15 protein-coding genes are annotated in these 16341 nt (G+C 70.2%); 4 read left to right on the forward strand and 11 right to left on the reverse strand.

The features are described 5' to 3' along the window. Positions 1-6 precede the first annotated feature (6 nt). The 4 genes from H566_RS25995 (at position 7) to H566_RS26000 (ending at position 6887) form a co-directional block, all read left to right on the forward strand. Entirely contained in the window at positions 7-1350 is a 1344-nt protein-coding gene (locus H566_RS25995; RefSeq protein ID WP_034412097.1) for a glycosyltransferase family 4 protein, read from the forward strand. Between the two features lie 8 nt (positions 1351-1358). Beyond that, entirely contained in the window at positions 1359-2567 is a 1209-nt protein-coding gene (locus H566_RS0117275) for a glycosyltransferase family 4 protein (RefSeq protein ID WP_034412098.1), read from the forward strand. A 115-nt stretch (positions 2568-2682) separates the two neighbouring features. After that, positions 2683-4704 (forward strand): FAD-dependent oxidoreductase, encoded by a 2022-nt coding sequence (locus H566_RS0117280; protein ID WP_169732550.1) that lies wholly within the window; start codon positions 2683-2685, stop codon positions 4702-4704. Continuing rightward, complete coding sequence (locus H566_RS26000) at positions 4701-6887, forward strand: capsular polysaccharide biosynthesis protein (RefSeq protein ID WP_084545249.1); 2187 nt, start codon at positions 4701-4703, stop codon at positions 6885-6887. Before H566_RS0117280 ends, H566_RS26000 begins: the two co-directional genes overlap by 4 nt. Before the next feature lie 54 nt (positions 6888-6941). Here the strand turns inward: H566_RS26000 and H566_RS26005 are convergent, their stop codons facing one another. The 11 genes from H566_RS26005 to H566_RS0117340 form a co-directional block, all read right to left on the reverse strand. Continuing rightward, positions 6942-8291, reverse strand: a complete 1350-nt coding sequence (locus H566_RS26005; protein ID WP_051378920.1) for a capsule biosynthesis protein — start codon at positions 8289-8291, stop codon at positions 6942-6944. Positions 8292-8643: 352 nt separating this feature from the next. Then, positions 8644-9924: a UDP-N-acetylglucosamine 1-carboxyvinyltransferase gene (gene murA / locus H566_RS0117295; protein ID WP_028312418.1), complete on the reverse strand. Its 1281-nt coding sequence runs from the start codon at positions 9922-9924 to the stop codon at positions 8644-8646. Positions 9925-9933: 9 nt separating this feature from the next. Next, the gene (locus tag H566_RS0117300) at positions 9934-10191 is read right to left on the reverse strand and encodes a BolA family protein (protein WP_245591395.1); all 258 of its coding nucleotides are present in this window, start codon (positions 10189-10191) and stop codon (positions 9934-9936) included. 32 nt (positions 10192-10223) lie between these two features. Continuing rightward, positions 10224-10964: an ABC transporter permease gene (locus tag H566_RS0117305; protein WP_034412121.1), complete on the reverse strand. Its 741-nt coding sequence runs from the start codon at positions 10962-10964 to the stop codon at positions 10224-10226. 251 nt (positions 10965-11215) lie between these two features. After that, positions 11216-12211: an ABC transporter ATP-binding protein gene (locus tag H566_RS0117310; RefSeq protein ID WP_028312421.1), complete on the reverse strand. Its 996-nt coding sequence runs from the start codon at positions 12209-12211 to the stop codon at positions 11216-11218. 147 nt (positions 12212-12358) lie between these two features. After that, a complete protein-coding gene (locus tag H566_RS0117315) occupies positions 12359-12619 on the reverse strand; it encodes an STAS domain-containing protein (protein ID WP_034412100.1) in 261 nt (86 codons plus the stop codon). Continuing rightward, positions 12619-13266: an MlaC/ttg2D family ABC transporter substrate-binding protein gene (locus H566_RS0117320; protein WP_051378928.1), complete on the reverse strand. Its 648-nt coding sequence runs from the start codon at positions 13264-13266 to the stop codon at positions 12619-12621. The genes H566_RS0117315 and H566_RS0117320 overlap by 1 nt, the downstream gene beginning before the upstream one ends. Before the next feature lie 112 nt (positions 13267-13378). Next, positions 13379-14206: an MlaA family lipoprotein gene (locus H566_RS0117325; RefSeq protein ID WP_245591396.1), complete on the reverse strand. Its 828-nt coding sequence runs from the start codon at positions 14204-14206 to the stop codon at positions 13379-13381. Then, positions 14203-14685, reverse strand: a complete 483-nt coding sequence (mlaD, locus tag H566_RS0117330) for an outer membrane lipid asymmetry maintenance protein MlaD (protein WP_028312425.1) — start codon at positions 14683-14685, stop codon at positions 14203-14205. The genes H566_RS0117325 and mlaD overlap by 4 nt, the downstream gene beginning before the upstream one ends. 19 nt (positions 14686-14704) lie before the next feature. After that, the gene (gene mlaE, locus H566_RS0117335; RefSeq protein WP_028312426.1) at positions 14705-15490 is read right to left on the reverse strand and encodes a lipid asymmetry maintenance ABC transporter permease subunit MlaE; all 786 of its coding nucleotides are present in this window, start codon (positions 15488-15490) and stop codon (positions 14705-14707) included. Beyond that, positions 15487-16305: an ABC transporter ATP-binding protein gene (locus H566_RS0117340; RefSeq protein WP_028312427.1), complete on the reverse strand. Its 819-nt coding sequence runs from the start codon at positions 16303-16305 to the stop codon at positions 15487-15489. The genes mlaE and H566_RS0117340 overlap by 4 nt, the downstream gene beginning before the upstream one ends. Between the last annotated feature and the right edge of the window lie 36 nt (positions 16306-16341).

Below are 16341 nucleotides of genomic sequence, written 5' to 3' on the forward strand. Positions count from 1 at the left end.
CATCGCATGCAAGCCAATTCGTCCGCGCCGCTCGTCGTACTCGACGGCATGAATCTCAGCCTGGAGAAGGGCACCGGCATCGCGACCTATTCGCGCAACCTCAGCCTCGCGCTCGGCCAGCTCGGCTACCGCGTCGGCGTGCTCTACGGCCAGTGGTCGCCCGACCAGGGCGACCCGATGCTGCGCGAGGCGATGTTCTTCGACTCGCGCCCGCCGGCCCAGAGCTGGCTCAAGCGCCAGCAGGGCACCTTGATCGACGTGGCGCGCACCACCCTCGGCGGCGGCTTCCGCGCGGTGGAGGTGCCGGTCACGGGGCGCGTCATCCGCGACAGCCACCGCGCCCGGCTGCCGCATTTCGACACCCTCTACAACTCGCGCGCGCTGTTCCTGCGCGCCCACCGCGTGTTCAACCAGACGCGCCGCATCAGCGAGGTGCGTCTGCCCGAGACGCCGGCCGTGATGCACTGGACCTATCCGATTCCGCTGCGGGTGCCGGGCGCGCTCAACCTCTACACGCTGCACGACCTGATCCCGCTGCGCCTGCCCTACACCACGCTCGACAACAAGCGGCGCTATCTGCGCCTGCTGCGGCGGCTGGTCGAGGCGGGCGACAAGCTCGTGACCGTGAGCGAATGCTCGCGGCGCGACATCATCGACATCCTCGGCGTGCCCGAGAGCAGCGTCATCAACACCTACCAGGCCGTCGACATGCCGCCGCGCCTGCGCGACAAGCCCGACGAGCAGGTGCGCAAGGAGCTGCGCGGCCTGTTCAACCTGGAGGCCAAGGGCTATTTCCTGTTCTTCGGCGCGATCGAGCCCAAGAAGAACGTGGCCCGGCTGGTCGAGGCCTATCTCGCCTCGGGCGTGCGCACGCCGCTGATCGTCGTCGGCAACCTCGCGTGGAAGTCCGACGACGAGATGCGCCTGCTCAAGGCCCACCTCGCGGCGAGCGAGGGGCACGAGGACGGCGCGCGCATCCGCCATATCGACTACGTGCCGTTCTCGGTGCTGGTGTCGCTCATCCGCGGCGCCAAGGCCACGCTGTTCCCGTCGCTGTACGAGGGCTTCGGGCTGCCGGTGCTGGAGTCGATGCTGCTCGGCACGCCGGTCATGTCGTCCAACACCAGTTCGCTGCCCGAGGTGGCGGGCGAGGCGGCGCTGCTGGTCGATCCCTACGACAGCCAGGCCATCACCCAGGGCATCGAGCGGCTCGACGGCGACAGCGCGCTGCGGCGCCGGCTGTCGCTCGCGGGCAAGGCGCGCGCCGCCCGCTTCGATGGCGATGCCTACCGCCACGCGCTCGCCCGGCTCTATACCGACCTCGGCGTGGCGCCGCCGGTCGCCGCCTGATCCGCCGCATGCCGCCCGCGCAACTGCTCTGCGACGTGACGCGCCTGTTCCGCCGGCGCGCCGACGGCATCGGCCTGACCGGCATCGATCGCGTCAACCTCGCCTACGCGAACTGGGTGCTCGCGCGCGGCGGCCAGCTCTGCGTCTGGCGCGACTCGGTGTTCGCGCCGCTGTCGGCGCGTGACCTCAATGCCTTCACCCACGGCTTCCTGGCCGAGGCGGCGGCCGAGACCGCCGGCGTGCGGCGCGTGCCGGCCTTCGGCCTGCTCGGCCGCGCGGCCGGCGGCCTCGGCCGGCGCGTGGGCGCGATCGGCCGGCGCCTGGTGCCGGGCCGAGCGGTGGAGGGCGGCTGGCTGTTCAACGTCTCGCACATGTGGCTCGACCAGGCGGCGGCCTGGGCGGCCGCGCGCGCCCAGGGGCTGCGCGTGGCGACGATGATCCATGACCTCATCCCCATCGACTTCCCGGAGTACGGGCGCCCGGGCGAGGCCGAGCGGCACCGGCGCCGGATGCTCGGCGCGCTGAAGCATTCGCAGGCGCTGATCGGCAACTCGGCCGCGACGCTCGACGATGTGCGGCGCTTCGCGGCGCGGCTGCAACTGCCGGTGCCCGCCGCCGTCGCGGCGCCGCTCGGCCATGCGCGTCTGCCGGCGCTGCCGCCGCCGCGCTCGATGCCTTCGGGCCGGCCGCACTTCCTGATGCTCGGCACGATCGAGCCGCGCAAGAACCATCTGCTGCTGCTCAATCTCTGGCGCGAGCTGGTGCGCGATCTCGGCGAGGCCGCGCCCGGTCTGGTCATCGTCGGCCGGCGCGGCTGGGAGTGCGAGCAGGTGCTCGACATGCTCGACCGCTGCGAGGCGCTGCGCGGCCATGTGCTGGAGCGCAACGACGCCGACGACGGCGAGGCGCTCGGCTGGCTGGCCGGCGCGCGGGCGCTGCTGCTGCCGTCCTTCGCCGAGGGTTTCGGACTGCCGGTGCAGGAGGCGCTGGCGCTCGGCGTGCCCGTGATCGCCTCGCCGCTGCCGGTGTTTCGTGAAATCGCCGGCGACATCCCGGACTATTTCGGCCCGCTCGACGGCACGGGCTGGCGCGCGGCGATCCTCGACTACGCCGCGCCCTTCTCGGCCACGCGCGCGGCCCAGCTCGAGCGCCTGACCGGCTATCGCCCGTTCTCGTGGGACGGGCATTTCCGCGAGGTGCAGACGCTGGTCGACTAGACCGGCCGAGCCCAGTTCCGCCGCGCGCCCGCGGGCCGCGCCCCGATACCCAGTTCCCATCGCCATGACGTTCTTCCGCCTCCTGCCCGATCGCGCCCCCTCCGCCCGCCGCCCGATGGCTTCCGTCGTCCGGCTTCCGGCACGACAGCTCGTGCTGGCCATGACGCTGACCGCGCTGCTGCCCGTCACGGGCTGCGGCGGCGGTGGTGGTGGCGGCACCGCCGCCGCCACGCCGGCCACGCCCCAGGGCCAGGGCATCGTGAGCTTCGATCAGGCCCGGCCGCGCGCCGCCTTCGCCAGCGGTTCGACCGGGTTCACGCTGTCGCGTGCACTGCTCGATGGCGAGCGACTGGTCTGCAACCTGCCCGACGCCGCCAGCGTGGCGTGCGGCGCCAGCGGCCAGCGCGGTCAGCTCGCCTACACCGGCCTCGCTGTCGGCAGCCATCGCATGACGGTCGAGCTGCGCGACACGGCCGGCAAGCTCGTCGACAACGCCAGCGCCACGCTCGAACTGCGCCGGCCCGAGGTGGTCGTGTACTCGGCCACGCCCGGCGGCATCGCGGCCGCGCTGGCCGCGGCGCGCGCCGGGCGCGAAGTGCTGCTGATCGAGCCGACCGCCCATGTGGGCGGGATGATGAGCGGCGGCCTGACCAAGACCGACATCGGCGACAACGGCTATGACGTGATCGGCGGCATCGCGCGCGAGTTTCTCGATGCGACGCTCGCGGCCGAGCGCGCTCGCGGTCGCTGCACCTCGGCTCGCCCCTGCGACTCGATCTCCGATTTCGAGCCCCAGGTGGCCGAGCAGGTGTTCGACCGGCTGCTCGCCGCCGAGACGAAGCTCGTGGTCGAGCGCTCGGCGCGCTTCACCGGCGCGACGCGCAACGGCACGGCGATCACCGGCATCGCCACCACGCGCGGCAGCGTGGGCGGCGCGATCTTCATCGACGCGAGCTACGAGGGCGATCTCATGGCTGGCGCCGGCGCCAGTCATGCGATCGGCCGCGAGGCGCGGGTGATGGCCGCCAGCGGCGACAGCGAGGCCCTCGCCTTGCAGGAAGACACCGCTGGCTTCATCAAGGTGGCGCGCCCGCTCGGCCGCATGATCGATCCCTATGCAGTGGCCGGAGATGCCGCCAGCGGCCTGCTTGCCTACGTCGAGCCGAAGCCGGCGACGGCGCCCGTCGCGGGTGATGGTGACGGCCATGTCATGGCCTACGGCTACCGCCTCTGCGTCACCGACGATCCGAACGACCGCGTGCCCTTCACCCGGCCCGAGGGCTATGACGCCGCGATGTTCGAGCCGGCCGTGCGTCAGGCGCTCGGGCTGATCGCCGACGGCGTCGATCCGGCGGCGCAGTACTTCCGCCCCTATCGCACCGTGCCGTCGGCGACCGACGGCTACTACAAGTACGACCTCAACGGCGGCACGACCTATTCCATCGACATGACCGCGCCCGGCCTCAACCAGTCCTGGACCACCACCGACGAGGCCGGCCGCGAGCGCATCCGCGCCGCCTACAAGGTCTGGACCGCCGGCCTGCTCTGGACCTGGCAGACCGATACCCGCCTCGGTGCGCTGAACGCCAAGGTCGCGCGCTTCGGCCTGTGCGCCGACGAGTTCACCGACAACGGCAACTGGCCCTACCAGCTCTATGTGCGCGAATCGCGCCGGCTGCGCGGCGAGTACGTGCTGAACGAGAACGACGTGCGCCAGAACGGCCGGCGCCCGGCCGTGAGCGACGTGGTCGGCATGGGCGCCTATCCCTTCGACTCGCACAACGTGCGCTACGTGGCGCGGGCGCTGCTCGTGCCCGACCGCAGCCGTCGCGCCGACACGATCACGATCGACGGCTACCAGTCGGAGACGCTCCCCAACGGGCCTTACCCGATCGGCTGGCGCTCGCTGCTGCCCAGGGCGTCGGAAGTGACCAACCTGCTCGTGGTGAGCACGCCCTCGGTGTCGCGTCAGGCCTTCCTGTCGGTGCGCATCGAGCCGACCTACATGATCCTCGGGCAGTCGGCCGGCATCGGCGCGGCCGAGACGCTGCGCGCCGGCACGACGCTGCATGCGCTGCCCTACGCCACGCTCAGGCCGCTGCTGGTCGCGGCCGGCCAGCGCCTGTCGTGGCGGTGAACCGGCCGTCGCCGCGCTTCGCCTTCCCGCCGGATGCCCGCTGCGCGGTGTTCAACCGCGGGCTGAGGCGGCTCGACGGACTGGAGACCTTCATCGGCGCGGCGGTCGAGCGCTGCGTGTTCACGGCGCCGGCCGGCATCACCGCGACGCTCGGCTGGGGCCGCAGCCCGCATGCGCGTCATGCCGAAGCGGTGGCGCGGCGGCGCGGCATCCCCTGCGTGCGGCTGGAGGACGGCTTCCTGCGCTCGGTCGGCTTCGGTCGCGCCGAGCCGGCGCTGTCGATGGTGCTCGACGACCTCGGCGTGCATTACGACGCCGACGCGCCGTCGCGGCTGGAGGCGCTGGTGCGCCGCGAACTCGCGCCGGCCGAGGCCGCTCGCGCCCGCGCGCTGGTCGCGGCCTGGCGCGCGGCGCGCGTGTCCAAGTACAACCACGCGCGCGAATTCGACGGCGAGCTGCCCGAGCGCTACGTGCTGCTGCCCGACCAGACCTTCGGCGATGGCTCGATCCGCCACGGCCGCGCCAGCGCCGACAGCTTCACCCGCCTGCTGCGCCGCGCGCTCGACGAGCAGCCCGGCTGCACGGTGCTGATCAAGGTGCATCCCGAGGTGATGGCCGGCCGCAAGCGCGGCCACTTCGACCTCGCCGCGCTCGCGCGCGAGACGCGCGTGATGCTGCTCGGCGAGGACGTGCATCCGGTGCGGCTCATCGAGCAGGCCGAGGCCGTGTACACGGTCACGACCCAGGTCGGCTTCGAGGCGCTGCTGTGGGGCAGGCCGGTGCATGTCGAGGGCATGCCGTTCTACGCGGGCTGGGGGCTGACGGTGGATGCGCAGCCGGCGCCGGGCGGGGCGGTCGGCGCCGGTCGTGCGGGTGATCCGGCCGAGGGTCATCCGGCGCTCGCGGCGCGCAGCGGCGAGACCGGCGCCGAGGCTCGCCGCCATCCGGTGCCGCTGGAAAACCTCGTCCATGCCGCGCTCGTCGACTACGCGCGCTACCGCGATCCCGAGACCGGCGAGCGCTGCGAGGTCGAGCGCGCGATCGACTGGCTCGGCCTGCAACGCCGGCAGCGCGAGCGCTTTCCGCGTCGTATCCATGCGCTCGGCTTCTCGCCGTGGAAGCGGCCGATCGTGCGCGACTTCCTGCAGGGCAGCCGGGTCGAGTTCGCGGAGGACGCCGCCGTCGTCCCGCCCGATGCGACGCTCGCGGTCTGGGGCCGCGCCGACACCGTCCATCCCGGCCCGTTGCTGCGGCTGGAAGACGGCTTCGTGCGCTCGGTCGGCCTCGGCGCCGACCTGATCCGGCCGCTGTCGTGGGTGATGGATTCGCGCGGCATCTACTTCGACGCGACGCGCGCGTCCGATCTCGAGCATCTGCTCGCCACCGCCGACTTCGACGCGCCGCTGCTCGCGCGCGCGGCGCGGCTGCGCGAGCGGCTCGTCGCGGCCGGGCTCACCAAGTACAACGTCGGCGCCGGCGGCGCGGCGGTCGCGGCGCCGGCCGGCCGCCGCCGGCTGCTCGTGGTGGGCCAGGTCGAGTCCGACGCCTCGCTCGCCTGGGGCGCTCCCGGCATCCGCCGCAATCTCGACCTGCTGCGCGCGGTGCGCGAGGCCGCGCCCGACGCGTGGATCATCTACAAGCCGCATCCCGACGTGGTGGCCGGGCTGCGCAGTGAAGGCGAGGGCGAGGGCACGGCCGCGAGCTTCTGCGACCAGCTCCTGCCCGAGGCGCCGATGGCCGAACTGCTGCTCGCGGTGGACGAAGTGCATGTGCTGACCTCGCTCGCCGGCTTCGAGGCGCTGCTGCGCGGACGGCGCGTGGTCTGCTGGGGGTGGCCCTTCTATGCCGGCTGGGGGCTGACCGACGATCGCCTGCCGACGCCGACGCCGACGCCGACGCCGACGCCGACGCCGACGCCGACGCCACTCGCGTCGTCGGAGCCGGCGGATGCAAGCGCGTCAAATTCGAGGTCGATGTCCCGACGCGGCCGTCAGCTGTCGCTCGACGCCCTGGTCGCGGCCGCCCTGCTGCGCTATCCCGTCTATGTCAGCCGCTGTACCGGCCGCTACACCACGGCAGAACGCGCGCTTGACGAACTGATCGCCTGGCGCGCCGAAACACCGCGCAGACCGTCCCTGTGGCGGCGGCTGTTGAGAAGCCTGCTGAGGCTGCGTGCGCGCTGACCATCATGGGGCGCCGTCTTCGCGTTCGCGGAGCGCCCCGTGCCTCGACAGTTGTCAGTGCGATTCGGTCTGCGGCAGCACGAGCTGCTGATGCGTGTTGAAGGCAGGGCGGATCGGCATCGGTGCTTCCGCCGTGTCGGGAAGGTCACGCGGCACCGGCTGCGACTCCGGGGTAAGCCAGCAATCGGGCGCGAAGCTCAAGGGCATGCCGCTGCGCAGCCGCTGGCGCAGTGCCTCGATGATCATGGCCCGACCGTCGCGGCGATAGAAGCTGCCGTTGATCTGGCTGCGTTGCGCGACGACATTGCGGAACGCGCGGTAGGTGCTGAGACGCGGCGGCTCGGGCGCGCGCCAGAACTCGTCCAGCGGCTGCTGGCTCGCGAGGCCCGGACCGTTGTAGATCGACTGGCCGAGCGCGATCAGCGGAATCAGTCGGTGCAGGGCCGAGATGCCGGCGGTCGAATTGATGGTGACCGCCGCGCGGGTCCGGCTCAGCAGTGCCGGAAGGCTGCCGCCGTTCAGGAAGTACACCCGCTCCGAGATGCCGTGCTCGCGGGCGAGCTTATGTACCAGGCGGCGATAGTTGTTGCCGCTCGCATCAAGCGGGTGATTCTTGACGACGAGGAAGCCGTCCTTCGGCGCGTGGCGGGCGAACGACGGCACGATCTCCTCGATGAACTGGTACATGTCGCGGAAGCGCGAATGCATGCGCACCTGCGCATCCGAATCGATCTGGAGCAGCGCGAGGAACATCGAGCCTTCGCGATCGAGCAGCGACTTCTGCAGGCGATTCGCCGCATGGCGCCGCACCGGCGAACTGAGCAGGCGCATCGTCCAGCGCAGCCCCTCGGAGACGCTGTTCTCGCGATGCGTGATGGCGGTGCCGAGCAGGCCGCGCCCCAGTTCGACCACGCCGTAATGCGAGAAGGCATACGCGCCGAGCCGGAAGGCCGTGGCGCCCACCGGACGGCTCGGCGCCGGGCGGCGGCGTGCTTCGGGCACCTGGTGGATCGCGGCGACCAGCTCATTGAGCGGCGAATGACCATTGACGCCGTTGCGTTCGAGCGTGACCCAGTCGGGCCGCAGATAACCTTCCTCGAACACGTGGATGCGAACCGAGGGTGCAAAGTCGCGCAGCCAGTCGAGGCTGGTTCGGTGGATCGGTCGGCAGTCACCGAACAGCACCACATCCGTCACGGAACGCTCGGCGACGATCGCCGCCAGCCGCTGCTGCCATTCGGCCAAGTTCCCGTCGAAGCGCTCGCACTTGCCGCGCGCGTCGAGGGCGTCACCACTGTTGAACGCCACACGATGCACGTGCCCGTACTGACGCAGCATCACCGCCAGCTCGCGGAAGAAAGGCCCGACCGGACCCTGCAGCAGTAGGTAGCTTTGCTTGTTCATTGTTGGCGCCGACACCGGGTCAGCCTGCGACCATCATGACTGTGAGGACTTGCATGTTGGGCTATTGCGTTGCTGCCGCGCCATGTGACCGCGATGTCCAACTTGCGCTGTGGATGGCGACGCTACTTTCGGTGAGTTTTCGCCAGATACCGTAACGCGTTTCAAGTTGTTGTGGGCAACAAGTGTTGCCGGCTCCCGCGCGGCTTGAATCGTTCGAGATTGCAAGCATTGCTGCGACGCAAAACATCGAGTAAGCGGCGCGAACCTGAACTTTTTTGAGGATTGAGAAGCCGCGCCTTCCGGGCAGGAAGGGGGCTTCCTGCCAGTCGGCTGGTCTGGCGCGGCTTGAAGGTCAGCGCAGGCGTTCGATGCTGGCGCCGACGCCGGCGAGTTTGGCTTCCATGCGCTCGTAGCCGCGATCGAGGTGGTAGATGCGGCTGATGACGGTCTCGCCCTCGGCGACGAGGCCGGCGATGACGAGCGAGGCCGAGGCGCGCAGGTCGGTTGCCATGACGGCCGCGCCCGACAGCGCGGGTACGCCCTTCACCACGGCCGTGTCGTCCTGGATGGCGATGTCGGCGCCGAGGCGGATGAGTTCCGGCACATGCATGAACCGGTTCTCGAAGATGGTTTCGGTCATTACGCCCGTGCCTTCGGCCGTGCAGTTGAGCGCCATGAACTGGGCCTGCATGTCGGTCGGGAAGGCGGGATAGGGCAGGGTGCGCGCGTTGATCGCCTTCATGCGGCGGTCGGCGCGGATGCGGATCCAGTCGCCGTTGTTCTCGATGTTCGCGCCGGCCTCGACCAGCTTGTCGATGACAGCCTGGAGCGTGCCGGGCGCGGCGCGGGTGAGCAGCAGATCGCTGCCGCCGAACACGCCGGTCGCGGCGGCGGCGCACAGGAAGGTGCCGGTCTCGATGCGGTCGGCGACGATCGTGTGCTCGGCGCCGTGCAGGCGCTCGACGCCGTCGATCTCGATGCGGTCAGTGCCGGCGCCCGAAATCTTCGCGCCCATGGCGATCAGGCAGTTGGCCAGATCGACCACCTCGGGCTCGCGCGCGGCGTTCTCGATGACGGTGCGGCCCTCGGCCAGCGCGGCGGCCATCATGAGGTTTTCGGTGCCCGTCACCGTGACCATGTCGGTCACGATGCGCGCGCCCTTGAGCCGGCTGGCCTTCGCGTGGATGTAGCCGTGCTCGATGGTGATCTCGGCGCCCAGCTTCTGGAGGCCCTTGATGTGCTGATCGACCGGGCGGGCGCCGATCGCGCAGCCGCCCGGCAGCGACACCTTGGCCGAACCGAAGCGCGCCACCAGTGGCCCGAGCACGAGGATCGAGGCGCGCATCGTGCGGACGATGTCGTAGGGCGCCTCGTCGCTCGCGAGCGACGGGGTGGCGAGGGTGACGACCGGTTCGGCATCGCGCACGGTCGCCGCCTCGTCGATCTTCACGCCGTGCTGGCGCAGCAGCCTCAGCATCGAGGCGATGTCCTGCAGGCGCGGGACGTTGCGCAGCACCAGCGGCTCATCGGTCATGAGCCCGGCGCAAAGAATGGGAAGCGCGGCGTTCTTCGCGCCCGAGATGGCGATCTCGCCGCGCAGCGGCTGGCCGCCGCGGATCAACAGCTTGTCCAAACGGTTTCCTTACTTGCCGGCCTCTTGCTCGGCGGGCGTGAGCGTCTTGAGGCCGAGGGCGTGGATGGCTTCGCGCATGCCGTCGCCGATGGCCTTGTAGACGAGTTGGTGGCGCTGGACGCGGCTCTTGCCCTCGAATTCGGGCGAGACGACGACCGCATCGAAATGCGCGCCGTCATCGCCGAACACCTGGATCGAGCTGCAGTTCAGGCCCTTGGTGATCATTTCCTGGATGGCTTCCTTGGTCATCATCTGGGCGGTACTCATGGCGGGTGCTCCTGGGTGAGGGATGGGAAAGGTCAGGTGCGCAGCTTGTAGCCGCTCTTCAGCAGCGCGAGCGCAACCACCGAAAGCAGCGAAAAGCATGCCGCGACAATCTCGACACTGACCCAGGGCGACAGGTCGGACTGACCGAAGAAGCCGTAGCGGAAGCCGTCGATCATGTAGAAGAAGGGGTTGTAGTGCGACACCTCCTTCCAGACCGGCGGCAGCGAGTGGATGGAATAGAACACGCCCGACAGCATGGTCGCCGGCATGATCAGAAAGTTCTGGAAGGCCGCGAGCTGGTCGAACTTCTGCGCCACGATGCCCGCGATCACGCCGAAGGCGCCGAGGATGGCGCTGCCGAGCACGGCGAACACCGCCACCCATTCCGGATGCGCGAAATGCGGCTCGGCGAACCAGAAGCACACGGCGAATACGCCTGCGCCCACCGCCAGCCCGCGCACCATCGCGCCGATCACATAGGCCAGGAAGAAGGTGCCGGGCGAGATCGGCGGCAGCAGCACGAACACCAGGTTGCCCGTCACGCGGCTCTGGATGAGCGACGACGAGCTGTTGGCGAAGGCGTTCTGCAGCACGCTCATCATCACCAGACCCGGAATGAGGAAGGCCGTGTAGCTCACGCCCGGATAGACCTCGCCGTGCTGCTGGAGCGCCTGCGCGAAGATCACGAGGTAGAGCACCGAGGTGAGGATGGGCGCGGCCAGCGTCTGGAACGACACCTTCCAGAACCGCAGCATCTCCTTGCGCAGCAGCATGCCGAAGCCGGTGAAGGGGCGCGGATGCGGGCGCAGGTCGCGCTCGTCGGCCGGCTGCGGGGCGAGGGCGTCCGCAGCCGGCGCGCCGGCCAACGTGTCGCGCGGGTTGGCGGCGGTTGTGGCGCGCGCATCGACCGACGCGGCGGCGGATGCGGTCGGCGTCGCGGCGGTATCGGGCGCGGTGGCAGGGCGCGGCAGGGTCGGTTCCTGGCGGTCGGTCCGGGGATTCATGGCGGTTCCGGGGGAAGGCGTCAGGCCTGGGCGGCGTCGGCGCTGCTGTCGCCGCCGTTGCCGGTCAGGCGCAGGAAGACTTCTTCGAGGTCGGCGTGGCGCAGTTCGATGTCGTCGGCGCTCAGGCCGGCTTCGCGCAGGCGGTGCAGCACGAGTTCGATGGTGGCGGCGTCGGGCGCGGGCACGGCGATGCGGCCGTCATTGAGCACCTCGGCATGTGCGAACAGCTCGGGCGGCAGCGCCGCCGCCGCGCGCGGAATGCCGCCCTGGCCGGCCGCCGCGCCCGCGAGCCGGAACAGCAGCCGTGCTGACGACTCCGTGCGCAGCAGCGTGCGCGTGTCGTCGAGCGCGACCAGCTTGCCGAGCTTGAGCATCGCGACGCGATGGCAGTACTGCTCGGCTTCTTCCAGGTAGTGCGTGGTGAGGATGACAGTGCAGCCCTCGCGGTTGAGCCGCGCGATGAACTTCCAGAGCGTCTGACGCAGCTCCACGTCCACGCCTGCCGTAGGTTCGTCGAGGATGATGACCGGCGGCCGGTGCACCAGCGCCTGGGCCACCAGCACGCGGCGCTTCATGCCACCCGACAGCGCGCGCATGTTGGCGTCGGCCTTGTGCGTGAGGTCGAGGTTGTGCAGCACCTCGTCGATCCAGTCGTCGCCGCAGCGCGGATCGCGCCGGCCGAGGCCGTAGTAACCGCGCGTGAAGACGAGCGTCTCGCGCACGGTGAAGAACGGGTCGAACACCAGTTCCTGCGGCACGACGCCGAGGTTCATGCGCGCACGGCCCGGATCGGCCACCACGTCATGTCCCATGACCTCGACATTGCCCGAGGTGGCGCGCGCGAGACCCGCGATGATTGAGATGAGCGTGGTCTTGCCGGCGCCGTTCGGCCCGAGCAGACCGAAGAACTCGCCGCGCTTCACGTCGAAGCTCACGCCGCCGAGCGCGAGCGGCCCGTCGCGGTACTGCTTGACGACATCGCGGACGCTGAGAGCGGGAAGGGAGATGGGCGGCATGGCGGCGGGCGCTGGAAGCGGGCCGCGATTATAGGGAGCGGAGCCGGACGACGCGGCGCCGGTCGGCCCGGCGGCGGCGGGTTCCGGTCGCCGAAGCGGCCGGCGGTGCGCTGATCGCACGGCCGACGCCCATGACGGCGCGCGATCTCAGGCCGGCAGCCCGACCAGTTCGCCCACGCCGTAGAGCCGGGCCAGCTCGGCGAGTGCTGGGCTCGCGCCCTCGAAGGCGAGGCTGCGCCGGTCGGCGGCGCGTTGCCAGGCCAGTAGCAGCGCGACAGCCGACGAATCGACATCGGTCGCCGCCGACAGGTCGATGCGCGTCTCGCCGGCGTCGATCGCGGCGCGACCGGCATCGAGCGCGGCGGATGCGTCGGCCATGCGCAGTCGCGCGGGAGCGCGCCAGGTCATCAGGCCTTACCACCCGAGAGTTCGGCGTTCTTGCTTTCGAGCGACTTGATGAGGCCATCGATGCCGCTCTTGTTCACTTCCTGGGCGAAGGTGTTGCGGTAGTTCTCGACCAGCCAGACGCCGAGCACGTTGAGGTCGTAGATCTTCCAGGCCGCGCCGTCCTTGCGTTCAAGCGCGTAGTCGAGCTGGATCGGGTCGCCGCCCTTGGCCTGGATGACCTGGGTCTTGACGATGGCCTTGTTGGGCTGGTCGGGGTCGGCGCGGAAGGGCAGGAAGTTGAACTTCACGTCCTTTACCTGGCTGAGCGCGCCGGCGTAGGTGCGCACGAGCAGCTGCTTGAAGTTCTCGCTCAGGGCCTTCTTCTGCTCGGGCGTGGCCTGGCGCCAGGCGCGGCCGACCGCGAGGCCGGTGGTGCGCTCGAAGTCGACGTAGGGCATCACGCTGCGATCGACGAGCTGCATGATCTTGCCGATGTCGCCGCTCTGGTAGGCCTTGTCTGATTGCAGTGCGCCGAGCACCTCGGTCGAGAGCTGGCGGATGAGCGCATCGGGCGCGCCGGTCGCGTCGGCGGCGCGAGCCGCCGGCAGGCCGAGCGAGAGCGCTGCGGCGAGAGCGGCGGTGTGCTGGATGAAGTCACGTCGTTGCATCTGGCTTTCCTTGGTCGGCCAACGGGCCGGGTGCCGGGCGGCGAGGCCGCGCCGGACGGTCATCTTCGGTGGCGTGGCCCGGTGGCGGTGTAACAGGGCACGCAGGGGCCGGTCAGTTGGCTGGCGCGTCGTCTTCCTCGTCGTCGTAGCTGGGCGCGGCGTTGGGCGGGTTGCCGTCGTACACCAGCGAGCGGCGGCGCTGGAGGTAGGCGTCGCGCGTGAAGGCATAGGCATCGAACGAGGCGTTGTCGAGCACGCCCTTGGCGTCGAGGAGCTCGGCGCGCAGCGAGATCACGCGCGTGACCGACAGCGACCAGTACAGCGTGTTGTCGTCGAGGTAGGCGAAGGGCTCGTTGAAGCGGTCGACCACGAAGCCCACGCCATCGCGCGCCGAACTCGGTCCGAAGAAGGGCAGCACCAGATAGGGACCGGAGCCGAGACCCCAGACGCCCAGCGTCTGGCCGAAGTCTTCCGGGCGCCGTTGCAGGCCGGGCAGGGTGCTGGCCACGTCGGCGCAGCCGCCGAAGCCGAACAGCGTGTTGATGCCGAAGCGCATGACCGTGTGCGCGGTGTCGGCCGGCTTGCCCTGGAGCAGGCTGTTCACGCCCGACCACAGGTCGCCGACATTGCTGAACATGTTCGACACGCAATCGCGCACCGGCTCGGGCACGACGGCGCGATAGCCCTCGGCCACGGGCTTCATCACGTAGCGGTCCACCTTCTCGTTGAAGTTGTAGACCGGGCGGTTGAAGCCTTCCCAAGGGTCGGCCGGGTTGGGTGCGCTCCTGGCGCCAGTGGTGGCGCAGCCGGCCAGCGCGAGGGCCGCGAGGGCGGCGGGCAGGCTTGCCGGCGCGTGGCGCGGACGCGGCACGGGGGCGAGGGCGGCCGTCGCGCGGCGCGCGGTCTTGCCGGCGTGCGTGCCGGAATCGGGGGCGGTCACTTGGCGTCCTCCTTCTTGCCGCCGGCGTCGGCCGCCGACTTGAACAGGAACTGGCTGATCAGGCTTTCGAGCACGATCGCGGATTGGGTGGACGAGATGCGCTCGCCCGGCGCGAGATTGTCGGGATCGCCGCCGGCGTTCAGGCCGACGTACTGCTCGCCGAGCAGGCCCGAGGTGAGGATGGCCGCGCTCGTGTCCTTGGGGAAGGCGTAGCGCTTGTCGAGCTGGAGTCGCACCACCGCCTGGAAAGTCTGGTCGTCGAAGCCGATGTCGCCCACCCGGCCCACCACCACGCCCGCGCTCTTGACCGGCGCGCGCGGCTTGAGGCCGCCGATGTTGTCGAACTTGGCCGACACCTCGTAGGTCTCGCCGCGCTGGAAGCTCGCGAGATTGCCCGCCTGCAGGGCGAGGAAGACGAGCGCGGCCGCGCCCAGCAGCACGAACAGCCCGACGAAGACATTCACTTTTCTGGTTTGCATGGGGTTCTTCTCCGGCGGCTCAGCGGAACATGAGCGCGGTCATGACGAAATCGAGGCCAAGCACGAGCAGCGAGGCGATGACGACGGTGCGCGTGGTGGCGCGCGACACACCCTCGGGCGTGGGCGCCGCGCAATAGCCCTCGCGTAGCGCGATGAAGGTGACGCTGAAGCCGAACACGATCGACTTGATCAGGCCGTTGCCGATGTCGGTGAACACGTCCACGCCGGCCTGCATCTGGCCCCAGAAGGCGCCGGCGTCGATGCCGATGAGCTTCACCGAGATGAGCCAGCCGCCGAGGATGCCGACCGCCGAGAACACGCAGCCGAGAATGGGCATGGCGATCACGCCGGCCCAGAAGCGCGGCGCCAGCACGCGCGACACCGGATCGACGGCCATCATTTCCATTGCGGTGAGCTGCTCGCCGGCCTTCATGAGGCCGATCTCGGCCGTGAGCGAGGTACCCGCGCGGCCGGCGTAGAGCAGCGCCGTCACCACCGGCCCCAGCTCGCGCAGCAGCGCCAGCGCCACCAGCAGGCCCACCGACTGCTCGGCGCCGTAGCGCGTGAGGATGTAGTCGCCCTGGAAGCCGAGCACGAAGCCGATGAACAGGCCCGACACCGCGATGATCACCAGCGAGTAGTTGCCGATGAAATGGATCTGGTCGAGCACGAGCTTCGGTCGCCCGAAGGCGGCGAGCCCCTGCGTGAGCAGCCGGAAGAACAGTCGCGCCGATTCGCCGATGGCGGCAAGCAGCGCGAGCGTGGCGGCGCCGAGGCGGGCGAGCTGGTCGGTGACGGCGCTCATGCCCGGCCTCCGAGGCCGAACTGCTCCGCCAGCGGCGGCGCGGCCATGTGGAAGGGCACCGGGCCGTCGGCGCTGGCGCTGATGAACTGGCGTACGAACGGATCGGTCGATTGCTGGAGGTCGGCCGGCGCGCCTTCGGCGGCGATTCGGCCGTTGGCGACGAAATAGACGTAGTCGGCGATCAGGAAGGTCTCGTGCACGTCATGGCTCACGATGATCGACGTGGCGCCGAGCGCATCGTTGAGATTGCGGATGAGGTTGGCCGTGATGCCCATCGAGATCGGGTCGAGGCCGGCGAAGGGCTCGTCGTACATCACGAGCTGCGGGTCGAGCGCGATGGCGCGCGCCAGCGCGATGCGGCGCGCCATGCCGCCCGAGATTTCCGCCGGCTTGAGCTTCGCCGCGCCGCGCAGGCCGACGGCGTTGAGCTTCATGAGCACGAGATCGCGGACGAGTTCTTCCGGCAAATCGGTGTGCTCGCGGAGCGGGAACGCGACGTTGTCGAAGCAGCTCAGGTCGGTGAACAGCGCGCCGAACTGGAACAGCATGCCCATGCGGCGGCGCGCGGCGAAGAGCGCCTCTCGGTTGGCGGGATCGATCGGCTGGCCGTCGAACAGCACCTCGCCCTCGTTGGCGCGGACCATGCCGCCGATCAGGCGCAGCGCCGTGGTCTTGCCCGAGCCGGAGCCGCCCATGATCGCGACCACCTGACCGCGCCGGAACCGCATCGATACGTCGGTCAGGATCGGTCTTTCCGAATAGGCGAACGACACCCGGCGGAGTTCGACGAGCGGAGGGGCGGAGTCGGGTGTCATGGCAGGACGCGGTGCGCGAAGCCCCTGATTGTTATT

It is taken from the genome of Derxia gummosa DSM 723 (assembly GCF_000482785.1).
GTDB classification, from domain to species: Bacteria; Pseudomonadota; Gammaproteobacteria; order Burkholderiales; family Burkholderiaceae_E; genus Derxia; species Derxia gummosa.

Excerpts from the sequence above, each read along its gene's own strand:
- H566_RS26005 (WP_051378920.1), bottom strand. The coding sequence starts at position 8,291 with ATGAACAAGCAAAGCTACCTACTGCTGCAGGGTCCGGTCGGGCCTTTC.
- H566_RS0117310 (WP_028312421.1), bottom strand. The coding sequence starts at position 12,211 with ATGCCGCCCATCTCCCTTCCCGCTCTCAGCGTCCGCGATGTCGTCAAG.
- mlaE (WP_028312426.1), bottom strand. The coding sequence starts at position 15,490 with ATGAGCGCCGTCACCGACCAGCTCGCCCGCCTCGGCGCCGCCACGCTC.
- H566_RS0117305 (WP_034412121.1), bottom strand. The coding sequence starts at position 10,964 with ATGCTGCTGCGCAAGGAGATGCTGCGGTTCTGGAAGGTGTCGTTCCAG.
- H566_RS0117320 (WP_051378928.1), bottom strand. The coding sequence starts at position 13,266 with ATGCAACGACGTGACTTCATCCAGCACACCGCCGCTCTCGCCGCAGCG.
- H566_RS0117300 (WP_245591395.1), bottom strand. The coding sequence starts at position 10,191 with ATGAGTACCGCCCAGATGATGACCAAGGAAGCCATCCAGGAAATGATC.
- mlaD (WP_028312425.1), bottom strand. The coding sequence starts at position 14,685 with ATGCAAACCAGAAAAGTGAATGTCTTCGTCGGGCTGTTCGTGCTGCTG.
- H566_RS0117315 (WP_034412100.1), bottom strand. The coding sequence starts at position 12,619 with ATGACCTGGCGCGCTCCCGCGCGACTGCGCATGGCCGACGCATCCGCC.
- H566_RS0117340 (WP_028312427.1), bottom strand. The coding sequence starts at position 16,305 with ATGACACCCGACTCCGCCCCTCCGCTCGTCGAACTCCGCCGGGTGTCG.
- H566_RS25995 (WP_034412097.1), top strand. The coding sequence starts at position 7 with ATGCAAGCCAATTCGTCCGCGCCGCTCGTCGTACTCGACGGCATGAAT.
- H566_RS0117280 (WP_169732550.1), top strand. The coding sequence starts at position 2,683 with ATGGCTTCCGTCGTCCGGCTTCCGGCACGACAGCTCGTGCTGGCCATG.
- H566_RS0117275 (WP_034412098.1), top strand. The coding sequence starts at position 1,359 with ATGCCGCCCGCGCAACTGCTCTGCGACGTGACGCGCCTGTTCCGCCGG.